Below are 18,679 nucleotides of genomic sequence, written 5' to 3' on the forward strand. Positions count from 1 at the left end.
CCTCCGGCCCTCCCGGCCCCCTGCGCCCCGGCGGTCCCCCCTGTCCGCCAAGATCCCTGGGCAGATTTCATAAACTGTTCACCATTTTCCCAGACGCTTCCTGTATATTATAGATAGCGATGACCTACCTGCTGCTACGACTTAGGCGGGCCGCCCCGCCCCTTCAGAAACGAGGCATGATCGTGAACATTGCTTATCTGTTGACCCCCAAGCACCGCGTCGCTTTTTTGTACGACGACAACACCATGCGCCAGGGCCTGGAAAAGCTCCGGCACCACGGCCGCAGCGCCGTCCCCGTCATCAACCGCAAGGGCCAGTACGTGGGCACCGTCAGCGAGGGGGATTTCCTCTGGCGGCTCCTCCCGGACGAGGGCACGCCCTGTCCCTGTTCCTTGAAGGAGCTGGAACGGCTCCACGTCCGGGACATCCTCCGGGAGAACCCCTCCGTCCGCATCACCGCCTCCCTGGACGAACTGCTGGACAACATCATCCGCCACAACTTCGTCCCCGTGGTCGACGATCTGAACAGCTTCATCGGCATCGTCACCCGGCAGGACATCATCCGCTGCCTCTCCGAGGAGAAGGACGCCGCGCCATGCCTCCGGAAGATCGTATGAGCCCTCTCGGGAAAGCCGAGGGGACCGGACCGTGAAAGACCATCGCCCGCCGAAAAGGATCTGCTTTTCGGCGGGCGCCGCTTTTATAGCGGTCCGGCATCTGCCAGGAGCCACATATGGGAGATCCAGGTCCGGGGAGGCATCCGGGACGGTGCATCCGGTATGCTGCGGCCGCGCGGGCAGGGACGATCCTGTGCGATGCCGCGGGGAGGAAGGTCCCCCGCGGCCGGGCCTTCGAGAGAGGGCGTCTCCCCCTCATGGGAAAAGGGCGGGCGTTCCCTTTAAGGATGTCATCATGCCTCACACAGCATGACCGGGCAAGAGAGACCGGCGCAGTCTGCCTTGCCCTCGATCTCGATCCTGAAGCCCGGCCTTCCTGAGGGGCCGTCGCTTTTTTGCACGATCTCCCCTCCGGCCGGGCCGCCCCGATCTGTGCGATCCTCCCGCGCCGCGGGACAGGGGCCGGAAACTTCCACAAAAAAGCCCCAAAACGCAAGTGCATTCATAGTAACTTGCAAAAATTATTTACTACTTCAAAATACAGCCTTGAAAAGCGCAGGACCCCGTGATATGATATGCACATACTTGCAGGAGCCATATCCGGCCCTGGCAAAATCCAAATCCTGACGAAAAGAGGAAGAACGATGAAAAAGAAATTCTCTCTGCTGATGGCCGTCCTCGTGCTGGCCATGGCCCTCTCCGCCTGCGGCGGCAATAACGACAGCGGCTCCGGCTCCCCCTCCGGCACCTCCGCCCCCGCCGACTCCGGCTCCAAGGCCGAGGCCGTGGACACCAACACCGTGGCCGTGGGCGCGGTGGTCATCGCCCGGGACGACGTGTCCGAGGACGACGTGTACAACTTCGTCTCCACCATCTTCGAGAACACCGACGCCATCACCGAGCAGCACGCCAAGGGCGGCGAGCTGGACCTGGCCTTCGCCTCCTCCGTCACCTCCGTGCCCTATCACCCCGGCGCGGCCAAGTACTTCGCTGAGAAGGGCATCGAGGTCGCCGCGGTCAAGGACGGCGCCGGCTCCGGCGACTCCAAGGCGCTGACCTTCACCACCGGCGGCGAGACCGGCACCTACTACGCCTTCGGCGGCGTGCTGGCCAGCTATGTCTCCTCCAACTCCGACGTGTCCGTCACCGCCGTCGTCGGCAACGGCTCCCAGTCCAACGTGGAGGACCTGACCGCCGGCGACGTGCAGCTGGGCTTCGTCCAGTCCGACGTCATGAGCTACGCCTACAACGGCGAGCGCCTTTTCGAGTCCCCCGTGACCAACTTCTCCGTGGTGGCCGCCCTGTATATGGAGCAGGTCCAGATCGCCACCACCGATCCCGAGATCAAGTCCGTGGCCGACCTGGCGGGCAAGACCGTCTCCATCGGCGTCTCCGGTTCCGGCGTGTACTTCAATGCCATCGACGTCCTGGGCGCTTACGGCCTGACCGAGTCCGACATCAGCCCCGTGTTCCAGAACTTCGGCGACAGCGCCGACAACCTCAAGGACGGCAAGATCGACGCGGCCTTCATCGTGGCCGGCGCTCCCACCCCCGCCATCTCCGACCTGGCCCTGTCCCAGCCCACCTATCTGGTCGGCCTGGACGAGGAGCACACCAACGCCCTGCTGGAGAGCTCCCCCTTCTACAGCGCCTATACCATCCCCGCCGGGACCTATTGATCTTAACCCGAGCCCGTCTGGCAAGGGCCGCGTATCGCGGCCCTTGCCGCATTGAAAGGGCGGCACGGATCTCCGCCCCTTCAATACGGCAAGGGCACTATATTCAATGAACAAGGAGAACATCCCTATGAGCGAGAAAGACAAGAACCACCTTCCCGACGTAGAGATCGGCACCGCGGCGGAGATGGAAGAGGTCATGCGCAAGTATGACCGGGAATCCGCCACCCGCATCTGGGAAGGCAGACCCAAAGCGCTGGTCAGCGTGGTCATGGCCCTGTTTTCCGTGTACTGCATCTGGCTGACCCTCCGGTGCAACTGGGACATGCCCATCCGCCTCAGCTCCTTCCTGGGGCTCATCATCGTCATGGGCTACCTGACCTATCCCGCCCGGAAGGACCACGTGCGGCCCAACTCCATGCCTTGGTACGACGTCGTCCTGATGGTCCTGGGCGCGGGCTCCTTCTTCTATTACTGCGTCAACTACATGTCCCTGGCCAAGATCCTCACCAGCGCCGCCAAGATCAACCCCTTCGGCGAGGGCTCGGTGGACAACGCCTGGTTCTATATCGTCCTGGGCATCGTGGGCGTGGCCTGCCTGGCCGAGCTCTGCCGCCGCTGCGTGGGCCTGCCCATCCTGTGCGTGGCGGGCGTGCTGCTGGTCTACACCTTCGCCAGCGGCCAGAACCTGGCCCGGGTGGTCTACACCCTCTTTTACGGCACCTCCGGCGTCATGGCGACGCCCGTCCAGGTCTGCGCCAAGTTCATCGCCGTGTTCATCATCTTCGGCGCGTTCCTGGAGCGGACCGGCATCTCCAACTTCTTCATCGACCTTGCCAACTCCCTGGCGGGCAGCACCTCCGGCGGTCCGGCCAAGGTGGCCGTCATCTCCTCCGCCCTGTGCGGCATGGTGTCCGGCTCGTCGGTCGGCAACACCGTCACCACCGGCTCCGTCACCATCCCCATGATGAAGCGCACCGGCTATCAGGGCGAGTTCGCCGGGGCCGTGGAGGCCGCGGCCTCCACCGGCGGGCAGATCATGCCCCCCATCATGGGCGCGGCGGCCTTCCTCATGGCGGAGTTCATGGACACCACCTACGCCGACGTGGCCCTGAAGGCCATCCTCCCCGCGTTCCTCTACTTCACCGGCATCTTCATCGCCGTCCATCTGGAGGCCCGCCGCCTGGATCTGAAGGGCATCCCCCGCGACCAGCTCCCGAAGTTCGGGGCCCTCATCAAGAGCATCTACCTGCTCCTGCCCCTGGTCGTCCTGGTCTGGATGGTGTCTACCAACATGAAGACCCTCCAGTTCTCCGCCGCCGTCGCCATCGGCCTGGCGATCCTGGTGAGCCTGCCCCACCTCTTCGCCGGCAGCCGCGCCCAGCACGCGGAGGGCGTGCCCGCCCGCTTCGCCAAGGACACCTTCGGCATGATCGTCTCCTCCCTGGAGGCCGGCGGGCGCAGCTGCATCACCGTGGCCGTGGCCTGCTCCGTGGCGGGCATCGTATCCGGCTGCATCACGGTGACGGGCCTGGCCTCCAAGCTCATCAACGGCGTCATCGGCGTCAGCCGGATGATCCCCTTCCCGGCGCTGTCCCTGTTCATCGCCCTGTTCCTGACCATGCTCTGCTGCATCGTCCTGGGCATGGGCGTGCCCACCACGGCCAATTACTGCATCATGGCCTCCACCTGCGCGCCCATCCTGATCCAGCTGGGCATCGGCAAGATCCCCGCCCACTTCTTCGTGTTCTACTTCGGCATCGTGGCGGACATCACGCCTCCCGTGGCCCTGGCGGCTTACGCGGGCAGCGCCATCGCCAAGTCCAACCCCATGAAGACCGGCATCAACGCCACGAAACTGGCGATCGCCGCCTTCATCGTGCCCTATATCTTCGCCTACAGTCCGGAGATGCTCTTCGTGAACGTGACCAGCCCCTTCCAGGTGGTGCAGATCGTCATCAGCGCGCTGCTGGGCATCTTCGGCGTGGCCGCGGCGCTGAACGGCTTTTTGTTCCGCCCCATCCCCGGGCTGCTGCGGCTGGCCCTGGCGGCGGCGGGCCTTGCCATGATGATACCCGGCGCCCTGACGGACGTGGTGGGCCTGGCCGCTCTGGCCGCCATCATCCTCTTCCAGCGGGCCCTGGCGAAGCGTGCCCCCGCCGGTACCTGAACCTGTCTTCGAGACCGCCCTCCGGGGCGGTCTCAGCCTATCGAAAAGACGTTTTCGACAGCCTGGGCAAGTTTTCAGAACGTTACGAACGTTCTGAAAACTTATGATCCGAACGGCGCAGGAGACCCTTCCTGGGTCTGCCGCACACACGCGTCCTTCCCGTCATTTGAGTTCCCCGCCTCGTTCGGCGGCCCGGGACCGCCCCTTGGGGCGGTCTTTTCTTTCCTGGATGTGGGGACGACGGGAGGCGCGCCCTCTCCTTCCAAATTTTTGTGAGATCTGCTCTGAAACCTCCGCAGCCCTTCCCACGTCTATAAAAACGGGGCAGGCTTTCCTGCTCTTTAGAAAATCTTAAGAAAACTGTAACCGTTTTGTTGTTGTTTTCCCCGGCAAACTGTTCTAGCATAGGTGATACAGTTTTGGTGCCAGGGCCTGCCGCCCTGTCTCGAAGTCCAAAGACCTGTACCCACGCCCGGAGGACGCCGGACAGGCGGGGATCCTCCCCGCCGGGCCAGGGCCCCTCCCGCGGCCACACCAGCGTGCGGCCGGGGGACCGGCGCAGTCGGCGCGTCCAGCGGGCACGGGGCGGGTCCTAAGCCGGCGGAGGCCGCTCCCTCCAGGGGACAGCCGCCGCCTCCGGGATCCTATCGAACCGATGAAGGAGAAGTCATATGTCAGAAGTCATGGATCGTGAAAAGCAGACCGCTCAGGCGGACCCCGAGGCGGCTCCGGCAGCTCAGCAGGCGGCTCCCGCTCCGGAGGCGGCCCCCGCTCCGGAGAAGAGCTCCCTCTGGAAAAAGTGGAAGGGCATGCCCCGGAAGAAACGGCGGAAGATCGTCCGTCTGTTCGTCATCCTCCTCATCCTGACCGCCGTGGGCCTCGCCGTGTGGCGCTTCCTGTCGGGGAAGGACGACAGCGGCGAGACGATGGTCCTCACCGATATGGTGCAGTACGGCTCCATCACCTCCACCGTGGAGGGCAGCGGCCTCACCAAGGCCAAGGACAGCGAGACCATCACCATCGCCACCGCCGGCACGGTCTCCGAGGTGTTCGTCAGCGAGGGCGACACCGTGGAGGCGGGCGCGCCCCTCTTCGTCATCGACTCCGACGACGCCCGCGCCGCCGTGGATAAGGCCCGGCAGGACGTGCTGGGCTATGAGAAGCAGCTGGCCGCCCTCCGGAAGGACATCGCCGGGCTGAACTTGGCGGCGGGCTACCCCGGCAAGCTGATGGAGACCCTGGACCTGAACCCCGGCGACGAGATCAGCAAGGGGCAGAAGGTGGCCGTCCTGGCGGACGACACCCGGCTCCGCCTCACCCAGTACTACAGCTACGCCTACGAGGGGCAGATCGTCCGGGGGCAGAAGGTGGACGTGTCCATCCCCGCCCTGATGAGCTCCCTCCCCGGCACGGTGGAGGCCGTCCACATGGTCAGCCGCATCACCCCGGAGGGCACCAAGCTCTTCTCCGCCGACATCCTGGTGGACAACGAGGGCGCCCTCAGCGCCGAGATGGCCGCCACCGCCACGGTGGACGTGGGCGGCGAGACCGTCTACCCCTATGAGCCCGGGAAGCTGGAGTACTACCGCACCGGCGACCTGAACTCCACCGTCAACGGCACCGTCATCTCCAGCACCCTGGTGGACTTCCTCCAGGTCTCCGCCGGGCAGGTCCTGGTGGTCATCGACGGCGAGGACAGCGAGGCCGAGATCTTCTCCGTGGAGCAGAGCCTGGAGGAGGCCCAGAAGAACCTGGAGACCGCCGAGAAGAACCTGGCGAACTGCAGCGCCGTGGCGGGCATCTCCGGCAAGATCATCGGCCTGACCATGAAGCCCGGCGACGAGGTCGCCGCCAACACCACCGTGGTCAACATATCCGACACCTCCTCCCTGATCGTCAACGCCACCGTGGACGAGCGGAACGTCAGCGCCGTCCAGGCCGGCATGATGGTGGACCTGGATCAGTGGGGCACCTATGCCGCGGGCATGGTGGAGAGCGTCAGCCTCTCCAGCACCATCAACAACGGCGTGGCGACCTATCCCATGGTCATCTCCGTGGACAATTCGGAGGAGGCCCTCCAGGTCAACAGCTACATCAACTATTCCCTCACCGCCAGCGAGAACGACAACTGCCTCATCCTGCCCCTCCAGTCCGTGCGCACCGTGTCCACGGAAGAGGGCGAGACCCTCCAGGTGGTCTACGTCAAGGGCGACCGCCCGGACGACGCGCTGGAGGGCATCATGGCCGACGAGACGATCCCCGAGGGCTACTGGCCCGTCTCCGTGGAGATCGGCATCTCCGACAACTACAACGTGGAGATCAAGTCCGGCGTGGAGGAAGGCACCGAGGTCTTCACCCAGATCCAGTCGGCCAACCCCTGGGGTTATTGATATGAAGGATCTCATCGAACTGAAGGACATCTACAAGATCTACGGCGAGGGTCTTGAGAGCGAGGTCCGGGCCCTGGACGGGGTCTCCCTCACGGTGCAGCGGGGGGAATTCGTGGCCATCGTGGGCCAGTCCGGCTCCGGCAAGTCCACCATGATGAACGTCCTGGGCTGCCTGGACATCCCCACCCGGGGGGACTACCTCCTGGACGGCACCGACGTCCGGGAGCTGACGGACAAGGAGCTCAGCCGCATCCGCAACAAGGAGATCGGCTTCATCTTCCAGCAGTACAACCTGATCCAGTCCCTGACGGTGCTGGAGAACGTGGAGCTGCCCCTGATCTATCAGGGCATCAACGCCGACGACCGCTATGACATGGCCCTGGAGGCCCTGGACCGGGTGGGCCTCAGCAAGCGCGTCAAGCACAAGCCCACGGAGATGTCCGGCGGACAGCAGCAGCGGGTGGCCATCGCCAGGGCCATCGCCACCAAGCCCCCCATCATCATGGCCGACGAGCCCACCGGCGCCCTGGACTCCCGGACGGGCCACGAGGTGCTGGAGTTCCTCCAGCAGCTGAACCGGGAGGGCACCACCGTCATCCTCATCACCCACGACAACGGCATCGCCGCCACGGCCCGGCGCTGCGTGCGCCTCACCGACGGGAAGATCGTGGAGGACAAGGAACAGGAGGTGGACTGGTTTTGAACATCCGTCAGGCAGTGAAAATGGCCTGGAAGTCCATCATCGGCAAAAAGGGCCGGTCCATGCTGACCATGCTGGGCGTCATCATCGGCATCGCCGCCGTCATGACCATCGTCTCCGTCATGAGCGGCTACGCCGCCAAGACCATGGAGCAGTTCTCCGCCATGGGCAGCAACAAGGTCACCGTCGAGATCTACAACTATTTCTACGAGGTCGACGAGAACGGCAACATGGTCTCCTCGGGCCGGGACTACTTCCCGGATCTGTACGACTACTGCAAATCCATCCCCCAATACGTCGTGGGCGTGACGCCGGAGGCTTATGCCAGCGTCAACGTGGTCTACGGGACCAAGAACTCCGCCAATTTCCAATGGGACTGGGACGAGCGGGGCAACATGACCGGACAGTACCCGCCCCAGGTCTACTACGTCAGCGACCAATACAGCGCCTGCAACAACCTGATCGTCGCCAAGGGGCGGGACCTGGGCGAGCTGGACGTGGAGCGGTACAACCAGGTCTGCGTCATGGGCTCCCAGGCGGCGGAAGCGTTCTTCGATTCCGCCGACCCGGTGGGCAAGGTGCTCCAGCTCAACGGACAGAACTTCGAGGTCGTGGGCGTCTATGACCCCCGGATCACCGGGAGCGACGCCCAGGGCAGCACCATCGACAACTTCATCCTCATCCCCTATACCGCCCGGCGGCTCCTGGGGGGCGAGAACATCTCCAGCTTCATCGTCAAGGCCAGGGAGGGCGTCTCCACGACGGAGGTCGCCACCCGCATCCGAGGCTTCTTGAAGGGCCTGGTGGATTCGTCCACCGGGGACTCCTACGTCAGTCCCGACGACCGCTGGCAGCAGAGCATGAACGAGCAGATGGGCATGATCTCCCTGGTCCTGGGGGGCATCGCGGCGATCTCCCTGCTGGTGGGCGGCATCGGCATCATGAACATCATGCTGGTCACCGTCACCGAGCGCACCCGCGAGATCGGCATCCGCCGGGCCATCGGGGCCCAGCGGAGCTCCATCGTCACCCAGTTCCTGATCGAGGCGGCGATGCTGTGCGGCATCGGCGGCATCATCGGCATCCTGATCGGCACGCTGGGCTGTTATACGGCGGGGAACCTGCTGTTCCACATGACCATCTATCCCTCCGCCGGCGTGACCGCGGGGGCCCTGGGCTTCTCGGTGCTGCTGGGACTGATCTTCGGCTGCTACCCGGCCGTCAAGGCGTCCAAGCTCCAGCCCGTGGAGGCCCTACGGGCGGAGTGACCTCAGGCGGATGACATCGGCAGCGCCGTCGAAATCGATCAAAAACGAAAGGGACCCTTCCTGGGTCCCTCTCGTAACGCTCCTCCTTCCCGTCGATGGAGCCTTCCCTACTTTTTTGATACTCTGGAGCGCCCGGACGTTTCGTCCGGGCGCTCCCTTTCCCGGCGGACGGTTGCGCAGGCCGCCGCTTTATGGTATGATTTGGGGAACGAGACCAGCCCCGCGTCAGAAAGGAGCGTCCCTATGACCGATCCCATCAAAGCCGTCACCCATGTCCAGAACATCCGCTATGACAAAGCGGCGGAGGCCCTCTACATCATCGACCAGAGCCTCCTGCCCAACGAGGAGAAGGAGATCCGCCTCCGGACCGCGGAGGAGATGGTGGAAGCCATCCGGGCGCTCCGGGTCCGGGGCGCGCCCGCCATCGGCATCTGCGCCGCCTACTGCCTCTATCTCCTGGCCCGTTCGATCGAGGAGGAGGATCCCGACGCCTTCCAGGCCCGGCTCCGGGCCTATTCCGCCCAGCTCAACGCCTCCCGCCCCACGGCGGTGAACCTGGCCTGGGCCCTCCGGGAGATGGAGGCGGCCGCCGCCGCCCATGCCTCCGACCCCCGCCCCGCCCTGCTGGAGGCCCTGTACCGGAAGGCGGTGGAGATCCACGAGGACGACATCGCCAAGTGCCGCGCCATCTCCGAATACGGCCTCAGCCTCCTCAAGGACGGCGACGGCGTCCTGACCCACTGCAACGCCGGGCCGCTGGCGACCTCCCGCTACGGCACCGCCCAGGGGCCCTTCTTCCTGGCGGCGGAACGGGGGATGCACATCCGCGTCTTCGCCGACGAGACCCGCCCCCTGCTCCAGGGGGCCCGGCTCACCAGCTATGAGCTCCACCGGGCGGGGGTGGACGTGACTTTGATCTGCGACAACATGGCCTCTATGGTGATGAAGAACGGCTGGATCCAGGCCTGCTTCGTCGGCTGCGACCGCATCGCCGCCAACGGGGACACCGCCAACAAGATCGGCACCAGCGGCGTGGCCATCCTGGCCAAGCATTACGGCATCCCCGTCTACACCCTGGGCCCCACCAGCACCATCGACCTCGCCTGCCCCGACGGGGCCCACATCCCCATCGAGCTCCGGGACCCGGAGGAGATCAAGGCCCTCTGGTATGAAAAGCCCATGGCCCTCCCCGGCGTGAAGTGCTATAACCCCTCCTTCGACGTGACGGACCACGGACTGCTGGCGGGCATCGTCACGGAGAAGGGCATCTGCCGTCCCCCCTACACCGAGAGCCTCGCGGCCCTCTTCCGCTGAGGGGGGGAGGGATCCGATGCTTCAGATCTACGGCACCCTTGGCCCCGCCTGTTCCGACACCCGGACGCTGGCCCGGCTCTTCGAGGCCGGCATGACCGGCGTGCGGCTGAACCTCTCCCACGTGGGGCTCCCCGGCGCGGCGGAGCAGATCGAGCGCCTCCACGCCGCCGCCCGGCAGTGCGGCGTCACGCCGCAGCTCCTCATCGACATGCAGGGCCCGGAGCTCCGGGTGGGCGTCCTCCCCGCCCCCCTCGCCCTGGAGGACGGGGCGAAGGTCCGCCTGGGGGAGGACGTCCCCCTGCCCGCCGCCGTGCTCCCCCACCTGCTCCCCGGCCAGGAGGTCCTGCTGGACGACGGCAAGCTCCTCCTCCGGGTGCTGGAGCCCCTCCCCGGCGGGGCGCTGGCCCTGGTGGAGCGGGGCGGCGTCCTGAACGGGCGGAAGAGCGCCGCCCTCCCCGGCGCGGACGTGCGCCTCCCCGCCATGACGGACAGCGACCGCCGGAACCTCCGCGCCGCCAAGGGGTACGGCGTCACCGGCGTCATGCAGCCCTTCGTCCGGGGCCGGGAGGACCTGGAGACGGTCCGGGCCGCGCTGGACGAAGCGGGCGGGCGGTCCATCCGCCTCTTCGCCAAGATCGAGGACCGGGACGGCATGGCGAAGCTGGCGGAGCTGATCCCCGCCGCCGACGAGATCGTCATCGCCCGGGGGGACCTGGGCAACTCCGGCCCCCTCTGGGAGCTCCCCGCCCTGCAAAAGCGGATCGCCGCCGCCTGCCGGGACGCGGGACGGCCCTTCATGGTGGTGACGCAGATGCTGGCCTCTATGGAGCAGGCCCCGGTCCCCACCAGGGCGGAGGTCAGCGATATCTTCAACGCCGTGCTGGACGGCGCGGCCTCGGTGATGGTCACCGGGGAGACCGCCGTGGGGAGATGGCCCGTGGAGGCCATGCGGTACCTGGTCAACACCGCCAGGGAGGCGGAGGCGTATCTGAGGGCCCTCCAAGGCTGAAGAGCAGCGTGTCAAAAAAATAAGGGAGACTTCCCCGACGGGAAGGGAGCGAGTTACGAGAGGGACCCAGGAAGGGCCCCTCTCGTTTTCGATCGATCAATTTTCAGGACCTTTTTGAACGTCCTGAAAACTTGCCCAGCCTGTCGAAACGGCTTTTTTTCGACAGGCTGAGGGAGCGCCCGGCTCCTGCCGGGCGCTCCCCCTTTCCCTTATCATCCCGCATCCCGGTCATCCCAGCTCATACAGCGGCCTCTCCCGCTCATAGGGCTGGACCCGGTAGGTCACGGAGGCGATCTTCCGTCCGGACCTCCCGTACCTCGGATGCACGCCGAAGAGGTCGATGTACCGCTCCAGATCGTCCTTCTCCTCCGCCATGGCCTCCAGCAGCAGCGCCGCCGCCCGGGCGTCGTCGAGGCTTCGGTGGCTGTTCACCGCCTTGTCCTCCAGGTGGTACGCCTCGATGGCATCGCACAGCTTGTGCGGATGATCCCGCCGGTCCCGGTAGACCGTCATCACATCCAGGAACCGGGGCGCTTTCAGCACGCCTCCCAGGCCCCAGGGCTGGAGCAGGAAAAACAGGAAGTTCAGATCGAACTGGGCGTTGTAGGCCGCGATCAAGGGCCGCTCCGCCCCCTCCAGGAAGGCGGCGAAGGCTTTGGCGGCCTCCTCATCCCCCACGCCCTCGGCCTCCAGGCGCTCCTCCGTGATGCCGGTCAGGCGCGTGATGAAGGGATCCAGGCGCCATCCCTCCGGCAGGCGGAGGAAGAGGTCCATGCCGTCCGTCTCCGCCCCGTCCTCCAGGGCCACGGCGCCGATCTCGATGATGCGGTCCCTCCCGAACTCGACGCCGGTGGTCTCCGTGTCGAATACGACGATCCGGTCGAACCGCTCCCAAAGCCTGGTCATGCCGCGTCCTCCTCCAGCCAGCTCTCGCCGGTGGCGTAGTCGATGCCCACTCCCGGCTGGACGTTGTAGGCGAAGACGTTGAAGCACACGCCCTCCCCGGCGTCCTCCACGGAGTATGCCTCCATCTGGACCCCCCGGGCCACCAGCTCGGAGCCGACGAAGACCGGCGTCACCCGATAGAGGACGTGGTTGTCGGTCCGCTGGACGTAATCGGCCACCTCGTTCTCGAAGGGGAGCATCCCCGTGACGTTCAGATACCGGGTGCCGGTGATGAGGTTGCACTCGTTGGCGTTCTCCCCCGCCAGCTGGAACCCGATCAGGTGGCAGCGGTTGTAGAGGTACTTCCCGTCCACGCAGTCGTATTTGGCGGAGATCCAGCCGGTGGGCTTCACATTGCCGATGCTCTCCCGCTCCTCCGTGGGCATCAGCTCCGGGCAGATATTGGCGTAAGCCACGCCGCAGCGGCCCAGGGCGTCCAGCTCGCTGTATTCCTCGAAGACCTCCAGGGTCATCTCCTCCTTGGTGAAGCCCGGCTCGTTGCCCTCCAGCTCCACATAGGGCGCGCCGCCATAGGCCGGGATATCCTCCAGGGAGACCGGCTCCGGCTGGAGATACCACCGCACTGCCGCCGCCGCGACGCACAAGAGCAGCACCACCGCCATCTGCTTCGGCGTCAGCTGCTGCTTCGTCTTCGACCGGCTCCTCTGCTTCGCCATATCTGTCTCCCCCTGTCGTTCAAGATCTGGATACTCCAAATATAACATTTCCCGGCAGGTTTTTCAACCGATGAACCGGCCGTTTTCGGATATGCTGAGTGATGACGAACATCATCGAACGATCTTTCATGGAGGTGCCTTATGCTTCAGCGTATCCGCGGCGCGCTCATCCTGTCGCTCCCCTGCCTCTTCCTGGCGGCGATGCTCTATCTGCAGGGGAAGTCCATCCCCGCTGCCGCCCCCGCCATCATCCCCGCCTCGGCGGACAACTGGGGGCTCTCCTTCCCCAACGAGGGCCAGTCCCCCGTGGGCAACGCCTCGGCGGAGGAGCTGGCGGAGCATGACGCCTGGTTCCTGGGCGATACCAGCGACAAGGTCATCTACCTCACCTTCGACTGCGGCTATGAGAACGGCTATACGGAGAAGATCCTGGACGCCCTGAAAAAGCACCACGCTCCCGCCGCCTTCTTCGTGGTGGGGAACATGGTGGAGACCGCTCCGGACATCATCCGGCGCATGGCCCAGGAGGGCCACATCGTGGGCAACCACACCTATCACCATCCCGACATGTCCGCCATCTCCGACCAGGCGGCCTTCCAGAAGGAGCTGGACAGCCTGGCCGCCCTCTATCAGGAGACGACCGGGCAGGAGCTGCCCCGCTTCTACCGGCCCCCTCAGGGGAAGTACAGCGAGGAGAACCTGAAACAGGCCCACGCCCTGGGCTATCGGACGGTGTTCTGGAGCCTCGCCTACGTGGACTGGTACGTGGACAACCAGCCCACGGCCGAGCAGGCTTACGCCAAGCTCCTCCCCCGCATCCACGACGGGGCCATCGTGCTCCTGCACTCCACGTCCAAGACCAACGCGGACATCCTGGACGAGCTGCTGACCAAGTGGGAGGACATGGGCTACCGCTTCGCCTCCCTGGAGGAGCTCCCCAAAGTCTGATCCGCTCTCATGAAACCGGCCGGTGCGGGAGGGCCCCTCCCCGCCGGTCATTTTCCTCTTGACAAATACCCCTCCGGGGTATATTATCAAGATACCCCCACGGGGTATCGAACATAAGGAGGCCACTATGGAGACCTGTGAGTGCCATAAGACCAAGGAACGCTCCGAGGAGGAGTACAAGCGCCTCATCAACCGCCTCAGCCGCATCGAGGGCCAGATCCGCGGCATCCGGGGCATGGTGGAACGCAGCGCCTACTGCCCCGACATCCTGTCCCAGGTGGCCGCCGCCAACGCGGCGCTGAACGCCTTCAGCAAGGAGCTTTTGTCCGAGCATATCCGCACCTGCGTCACCCGGGACATCCGGGAGGGGAAGGACGAGACCGTGGACGAGCTGCTGGCCACCCTGCAAAAGCTTATGAAATAACTTTCATAATATCCCGATATATCATTCGGCAAAGGAGGTCCACTATGGAACAATACAACGTCACCGGCATGAGCTGCGCCGCGTGCAGCGCCCGGGTGGAAAAGGCGGTGGGCAACGTGCCGGGGGTCACGTCCTGCTCCGTCAGCCTGCTGACCAACTCCATGGGCGTGGAGGGCACGGCTTCCGCCTCCGCGATCGTCGCGGCGGTGGAGGAGGCGGGCTACGGCGCGTCCAGGAAGGGCGCGGGGACGGCCGCTCCCTCCGGATCCGCCGCCGCGGCCGAGGACGCGCTGGCGGACCGCGACACCCCCTTGCTGAAGCGCCGCCTCATCGCGTCCCTGGGCTTTTTGCTGGTGCTGATGTACTTCTCTATGGGGCACATGATGTGGGGCTGGCCCGTCCCCGCCTTCTTCCGCGGCAATCACGTGGCCATGGGCCTGCTCCAGCTCCTGCTGACCGCGGCGGTGATGGTCATCGACCAAAAATTCTTCGTCAGCGGCTTCAAGAGCCTCTGGCACCGGGCGCCGAACATGGATACCCTGGTGGCCCTGGGCTCCTCGGCGGCCTTCGTCTACAGCACCTATGCCCTCTTCGCCATGACCGGGGCCCAGGTCCGGGGGGACATGGAGGCCGTCATGGGGTACATGATGGAGTTCTACTTCGAGTCCGCCGCCATGATCCTGACCCTCATCACCGTGGGCAAGATGCTGGAGGCCCGCTCCAAGGGCCGGACTACCGACGCGCTCAAGGGATTGATGAAGCTGGCCCCCAAGACCGCCGTGCTGGAGCGGGAGGGCCGGGAGGTGACGGTCCCCATCGAGCAGGTGCGGAAGGACGACGTCTTCCTGGTCCGCCCCGGCGAGAACATCCCGGTGGACGGCGTGGTCGTCGAGGGCGCAAGCGCCGTCAACGAGTCCGCCTTGACCGGCGAGAGCATCCCGGTCGACAAGGCCCCCGGGGACAGCGTCTCCGCCGCCACCACGAATCAAAGCGGGTTCATCAAGTGCCGGGCGGTCCGTGTCGGCGAGGACACCACCCTCTCCCAGATCATCCAGATGGTCAGCGACGCGGCGGCCACCAAAGCCCCCATCGCCAAGATCGCCGACAAGGTCTCCGGCGTGTTCGTCCCGGTGGTCATCTCCATCGCCGCCGTGACCACCCTCGTCTGGCTGCTGCTGGGCCAGACCGCCGGCTTCGCCCTGGCCCGGGGCATCTCCGTGCTGGTCATCTCCTGCCCCTGCGCCCTGGGACTGGCCACGCCTGTGGCCATCATGGTGGGCAACGGCATGGGCGCGAAAAACGGCATCCTGTTCAAGACCGCCGCGTCCCTGGAGGCGGCGGGCCGGACGGAGATCGTGGCCCTGGACAAGACGGGCACCATCACCAAGGGGGAGCCCAAGGTGACGGACATCCTCCCGGAGGAGGGGCTATGCGATGGGGAGCAGGAGCTGCTGCGGCTGGCCTGCGCTCTGGAGCGGAAGAGCGAGCACCCCCTGGCGCGCGCCATCCTCCAGAAAGCGGAGGAGGAGCAGGTCCCTCTGGAGGAGGTCACGGACTTCCAGGTCCTCCCGGGGAACGGGCTGACCGGGAAATGGAACGGGGCTGCCCTCAGCGGCGGGAACCACGGTTTCATCAGCACCCGCGCAGCGGTGTCCCGGGAGACCCAGGCCAAGGCCGAGGCGCTGTCCGCCCAGGGGAAGACCCCCATGTTCTTCAGCCGGGACGGCATGCTGCTGGGCGTGATCGCCGTGGCGGACGTCATCAAGGAAGACAGCCCCCAGGCGGTGCGGGAGCTTCAAAACATGGGCATCCGGGTCGTCATGCTCACCGGGGACAACCAACGGACCGCCGAGGCCATCGGGGAGCAGGCCGGGGTGGACGAGGTCATCGCCGGGGTCCTGCCGGACGGCAAGGAGAGCGTCATCCGCAGGCTCAAGGAGCAGGGCAAGGTCGCCATGGTGGGCGACGGGATCAACGACGCCCCGGCCCTGACCCGGGCGGACACCGGCATCGCCATCGGCGCGGGGGCCGACGTGGCCATCGACGCGGCGGACGTGGTGCTGATGAAGAGCCGCCTCTCCGACGTGCCCGCCGCCATCCGGCTCAGCCGGGCCACCCTGCGCAACATCCATGAGAACCTGTTCTGGGCGTTCTTCTACAACACCATCGGCATCCCGCTGGCGGCGGGGCTGCTCATCCCCCTGGGGCTGACGCTGGACCCCATGTTCGGGGCGGCGGCCATGAGCCTCTCCAGCTTCTGCGTGGTTTCCAACGCCCTGCGGCTGAACCTGTTCGACCTGCGGGACGGGAAAAAGGATAAAAAGCGGAAACATCCCAAACAAATCAAGGAGGAGCCAACTATGGAAAAGACCATGAAGATCGAGGGCATGATGTGCGGCCACTGCGAGGCCCGTGTGAAGAAGGCCCTGGAGGCCCTGCCGGAGGTCAGCGGGGCCGCCGTCAGCCACGAGAGCGGCACCGCCGTCGTGACCCTCTCCGCCGCCCTGGCGGACGAGGCGCTGAAGAAGGCCGTGGAGGACCAGGATTACAAGGTGCTTGGCATCCAGTGAGCCCCCTGCGCGAGGAAGCGGACTGCCGCCCGGCAGTCCGCTTCCTTATTGTCTTTATAAAAGATGATAGGATAACCCGTGCGTCACTTCCCCGCGGCCCGGTCGGCCTCGATCTGGAGCTTCAGCGCCTCCACGGCCACCCGGACGGAGGTGCTGGTATCCTCGCTCATCTCCTGATCCAGGCCCGCGGCCTCCCGCTCCTGGTTCCACACCACATGGAAGCAGGAGCCGCAGCGGCATCCCAGCGCCGCCGCCACCACGAACAGCGCGGCGGACTCCATCTCGCTGGCCTTCACCCCCAGGCGCTTCCAGCTCTCCCACTTCTGCTGGAGCTCGTAATACACCGGGGAGGCGGCGGGATCGTGCTGGCCGTAAAAGCTGTCCTTGCACTGGACGATGCCGGTATGGAGGGGGTAGCCCAGGGCCTTCGTGGCCCGGACCAGGCAGTCCACGATGCCGAAGTCCGCCACGGCGGGGAACTCGATGGGGGCATACTCCAAGCTGGTGTGCTCATAGCGGATGGCCCCGGTAGCGACGACGATGTCGCCGGACTGGACGTCCACATCGATGCCGCCGCAGGTGCCCGTGCGGATGAAGGTGTCCGCGCCGCACTTATGGAGCTCCTCCATGGCGATGGAGGCGGAGGGCCCGCCGATGCCGGTGGAGCAGGCGGTGACCTTCTCCCCCAGCAGGGTGCCGGTCCAGACGTTGTACTCCCGGTTATAGGCCACCTGCTTGGCATCGTCGAAGTAGGCGGCGATGGCGGGGACCCGGCCGGGATCGCCGGGCAGGATGCAGTAGCGGCCGACGTCGCCGGCGGTACAGGCGATATGGAACTGCTTTTCGAGCTTTTGCATGATCGTCACCTCAATGTCGTGATATTGTGGAGATAGTATAGCAAATTTTGGTCGACCTTGCAACGATCCGACGAAAAATTTTGAAGGGCCCGCCTGGATAGGCGGGCCCTTCGGGAAGATCCTGCTCCGGCCGCAGGGGGATCGGCCCTACGGCCCCTTCCCCGATCTACTTCATCGTCACCACGGTGACGCCGGTCTCCCCCTCTCCGTAGACGCCAAGGCGGAAGCTCTTCACCGCCTTGTTCCGCCGGAGGATGTCGTGGACGGCCTTGCGCAGGGCTCCGGTGCCTTTGCCGTGGATGATGGTGACGGACTCCAGCTTCCCCATCACGGCGGCGGAGAGGAAGCCCTCCACCACGCCCTCCGCCTCCAGGGTCTCCATGCCCCGGATGTCCAGCTCCCGGCTGGCGGCGGGACGCAGGGCCCGGGCGCCGCCGGAGGAGGGGGCGGGCTTGGGCTTCCGCGCGGCGCGCTCATCGTCCTCGATCAGGCGGACCTCATCGGCCTTCGCCTTCATCTTCAAGATGCCGGACTTCAATTGCAGGGTCCCGTCCTTCCCCACGGACACCACCTCGGCGGGCTGGCGCACGCCGGGCAGCTCCACCAGATCGCCCTTTTGGATGGGACGGCTGGGCTTGGGGATGGGGGGCGGGGCGTCCTTCCCGGCGCGGAGGCGGTCCTCCGCCTGGTTCAGCCCGGCCCGGATGGCCGCCTGCGCGTCGTTGATGTCCCGGGCCGGATCCGCCTGGGCCTGGAGGCGGCGCAGGGCCGCCAGCTCGCTGAAGGTCTGGTCCGCGGCGGCCTTGGCGTCCCGGAGGATGCGCTTGGCCTCGGCCTCGCCCCGGCTCCGGGCGTTCTCCTTGGCCCGCTCCATCTGCTCCCGGAACTCCCGTGCCTTGCGGGCGTCCTCCTCCCGCTGTCGGAAGAGCCGGTCGGACTCCGCGTCCCGCTTCTCCAGCGCCTGGCGCTTCGCCTCCAGCTGGGTCAGGATATCCTCGAAGCGGACGCTGTCCCCGCTCATCTGCTCCTGGGCAGCGGCGATGACCGCCTCCGGCAGGCCCAGCCGCCGGGAGATGGCGAAGGCGTTGGACTTGCCGGGGATGCCGATCAGCAG

The 18,679-nt window shown here is 65.9% G+C and carries 15 protein-coding genes; 11 read left to right on the forward strand and 4 right to left on the reverse strand.

Annotated features, from left to right (window positions below; translation table 11 throughout):
* The first annotated feature begins 176 nt into the window (after positions 1-176).
* From QZ332_RS10350 to QZ332_RS10385, 8 genes are all read left to right on the forward strand, one after another.
* Entirely contained in the window at positions 177-617 is a 441-nt protein-coding gene (locus QZ332_RS10350; protein ID WP_295765020.1) for a CBS domain-containing protein, read from the forward strand.
* A gap of 644 nt (positions 618-1,261) precedes the next feature.
* Positions 1,262-2,296: a TAXI family TRAP transporter solute-binding subunit gene (locus QZ332_RS10355; protein ID WP_295765023.1), complete on the forward strand. Its 1,035-nt coding sequence runs from the start codon at positions 1,262-1,264 to the stop codon at positions 2,294-2,296.
* A gap of 127 nt (positions 2,297-2,423) precedes the next feature.
* Positions 2,424-4,463, forward strand: a complete 2,040-nt coding sequence (locus QZ332_RS10360; RefSeq protein WP_295765025.1) for a TRAP transporter permease — start codon at positions 2,424-2,426, stop codon at positions 4,461-4,463.
* Positions 4,464-5,134: 671 nt separating this feature from the next.
* The gene (locus QZ332_RS10365; protein WP_295765027.1) at positions 5,135-6,853 is read left to right on the forward strand and encodes an HlyD family efflux transporter periplasmic adaptor subunit; all 1,719 of its coding nucleotides are present in this window, start codon (positions 5,135-5,137) and stop codon (positions 6,851-6,853) included.
* Between the two features lies 1 nt (position 6,854).
* Entirely contained in the window at positions 6,855-7,556 is a 702-nt protein-coding gene (locus QZ332_RS10370; RefSeq protein ID WP_295765029.1) for an ABC transporter ATP-binding protein, read from the forward strand.
* Entirely contained in the window at positions 7,553-8,821 is a 1,269-nt protein-coding gene (locus QZ332_RS10375; protein ID WP_295765031.1) for an ABC transporter permease, read from the forward strand. The genes QZ332_RS10370 and QZ332_RS10375 overlap by 4 nt, the downstream gene beginning before the upstream one ends.
* 243 nt (positions 8,822-9,064) lie before the next feature.
* Entirely contained in the window at positions 9,065-10,135 is a 1,071-nt protein-coding gene (mtnA, locus tag QZ332_RS10380; protein ID WP_295765033.1) for an S-methyl-5-thioribose-1-phosphate isomerase, read from the forward strand.
* Positions 10,136-10,151: 16 nt separating this feature from the next.
* Positions 10,152-11,144, forward strand: coding sequence for a pyruvate kinase (locus QZ332_RS10385; RefSeq protein ID WP_295765035.1), 993 nt, complete (start codon positions 10,152-10,154; stop codon positions 11,142-11,144).
* A 228-nt stretch (positions 11,145-11,372) separates the two neighbouring features.
* Here QZ332_RS10385 and QZ332_RS10390 read toward each other — a convergent pair whose 3' ends face one another.
* A complete protein-coding gene (locus QZ332_RS10390) occupies positions 11,373-12,050 on the reverse strand; it encodes a 3'-5' exonuclease (protein ID WP_295765037.1) in 678 nt (225 codons plus the stop codon).
* Positions 12,047-12,766, reverse strand: a complete 720-nt coding sequence (locus tag QZ332_RS10395) for a DNA/RNA non-specific endonuclease (protein WP_363323986.1) — start codon at positions 12,764-12,766, stop codon at positions 12,047-12,049. Before QZ332_RS10395 ends, QZ332_RS10390 begins: the two co-directional genes overlap by 4 nt.
* 201 nt (positions 12,767-12,967) lie before the next feature.
* Here QZ332_RS10395 and pdaA point away from each other — a divergent pair, with 201 nt between their 5' ends.
* The 3 genes from pdaA to QZ332_RS10410 all read left to right on the forward strand — a co-directional run bounded on the left by pdaA (position 12,968) and on the right by QZ332_RS10410 (position 16,708).
* Complete coding sequence (gene pdaA / locus QZ332_RS10400) at positions 12,968-13,714, forward strand: delta-lactam-biosynthetic de-N-acetylase (protein WP_295765049.1); 747 nt, start codon at positions 12,968-12,970, stop codon at positions 13,712-13,714.
* Positions 13,715-13,841: 127 nt separating this feature from the next.
* A complete protein-coding gene (locus QZ332_RS10405; protein WP_295765039.1) occupies positions 13,842-14,138 on the forward strand; it encodes a metal-sensing transcriptional repressor in 297 nt (98 codons plus the stop codon).
* A 44-nt stretch (positions 14,139-14,182) separates the two neighbouring features.
* Positions 14,183-16,708: a heavy metal translocating P-type ATPase gene (locus QZ332_RS10410; RefSeq protein WP_295765041.1), complete on the forward strand. Its 2,526-nt coding sequence runs from the start codon at positions 14,183-14,185 to the stop codon at positions 16,706-16,708.
* Positions 16,709-16,791: 83 nt separating this feature from the next.
* Here the strand turns inward: QZ332_RS10410 and udp are convergent, their stop codons facing one another.
* Both udp and QZ332_RS10420 read right to left on the reverse strand, forming a co-directional pair.
* Positions 16,792-17,565 (reverse strand): uridine phosphorylase, encoded by a 774-nt coding sequence (gene udp / locus QZ332_RS10415; protein WP_295765043.1) that lies wholly within the window; start codon positions 17,563-17,565, stop codon positions 16,792-16,794.
* 166 nt (positions 17,566-17,731) lie between these two features.
* The coding region (locus QZ332_RS10420; RefSeq protein ID WP_295765045.1) for a Smr/MutS family protein at positions 17,732-18,679 on the reverse strand (948 nt) is incomplete at its 5' end.

Origin of the sequence: uncultured Oscillibacter sp. (assembly GCF_910584465.1) — a bacterium.
In the GTDB taxonomy this organism is placed as follows: Bacteria; Bacillota; Clostridia; order Oscillospirales; family Oscillospiraceae; genus Oscillibacter.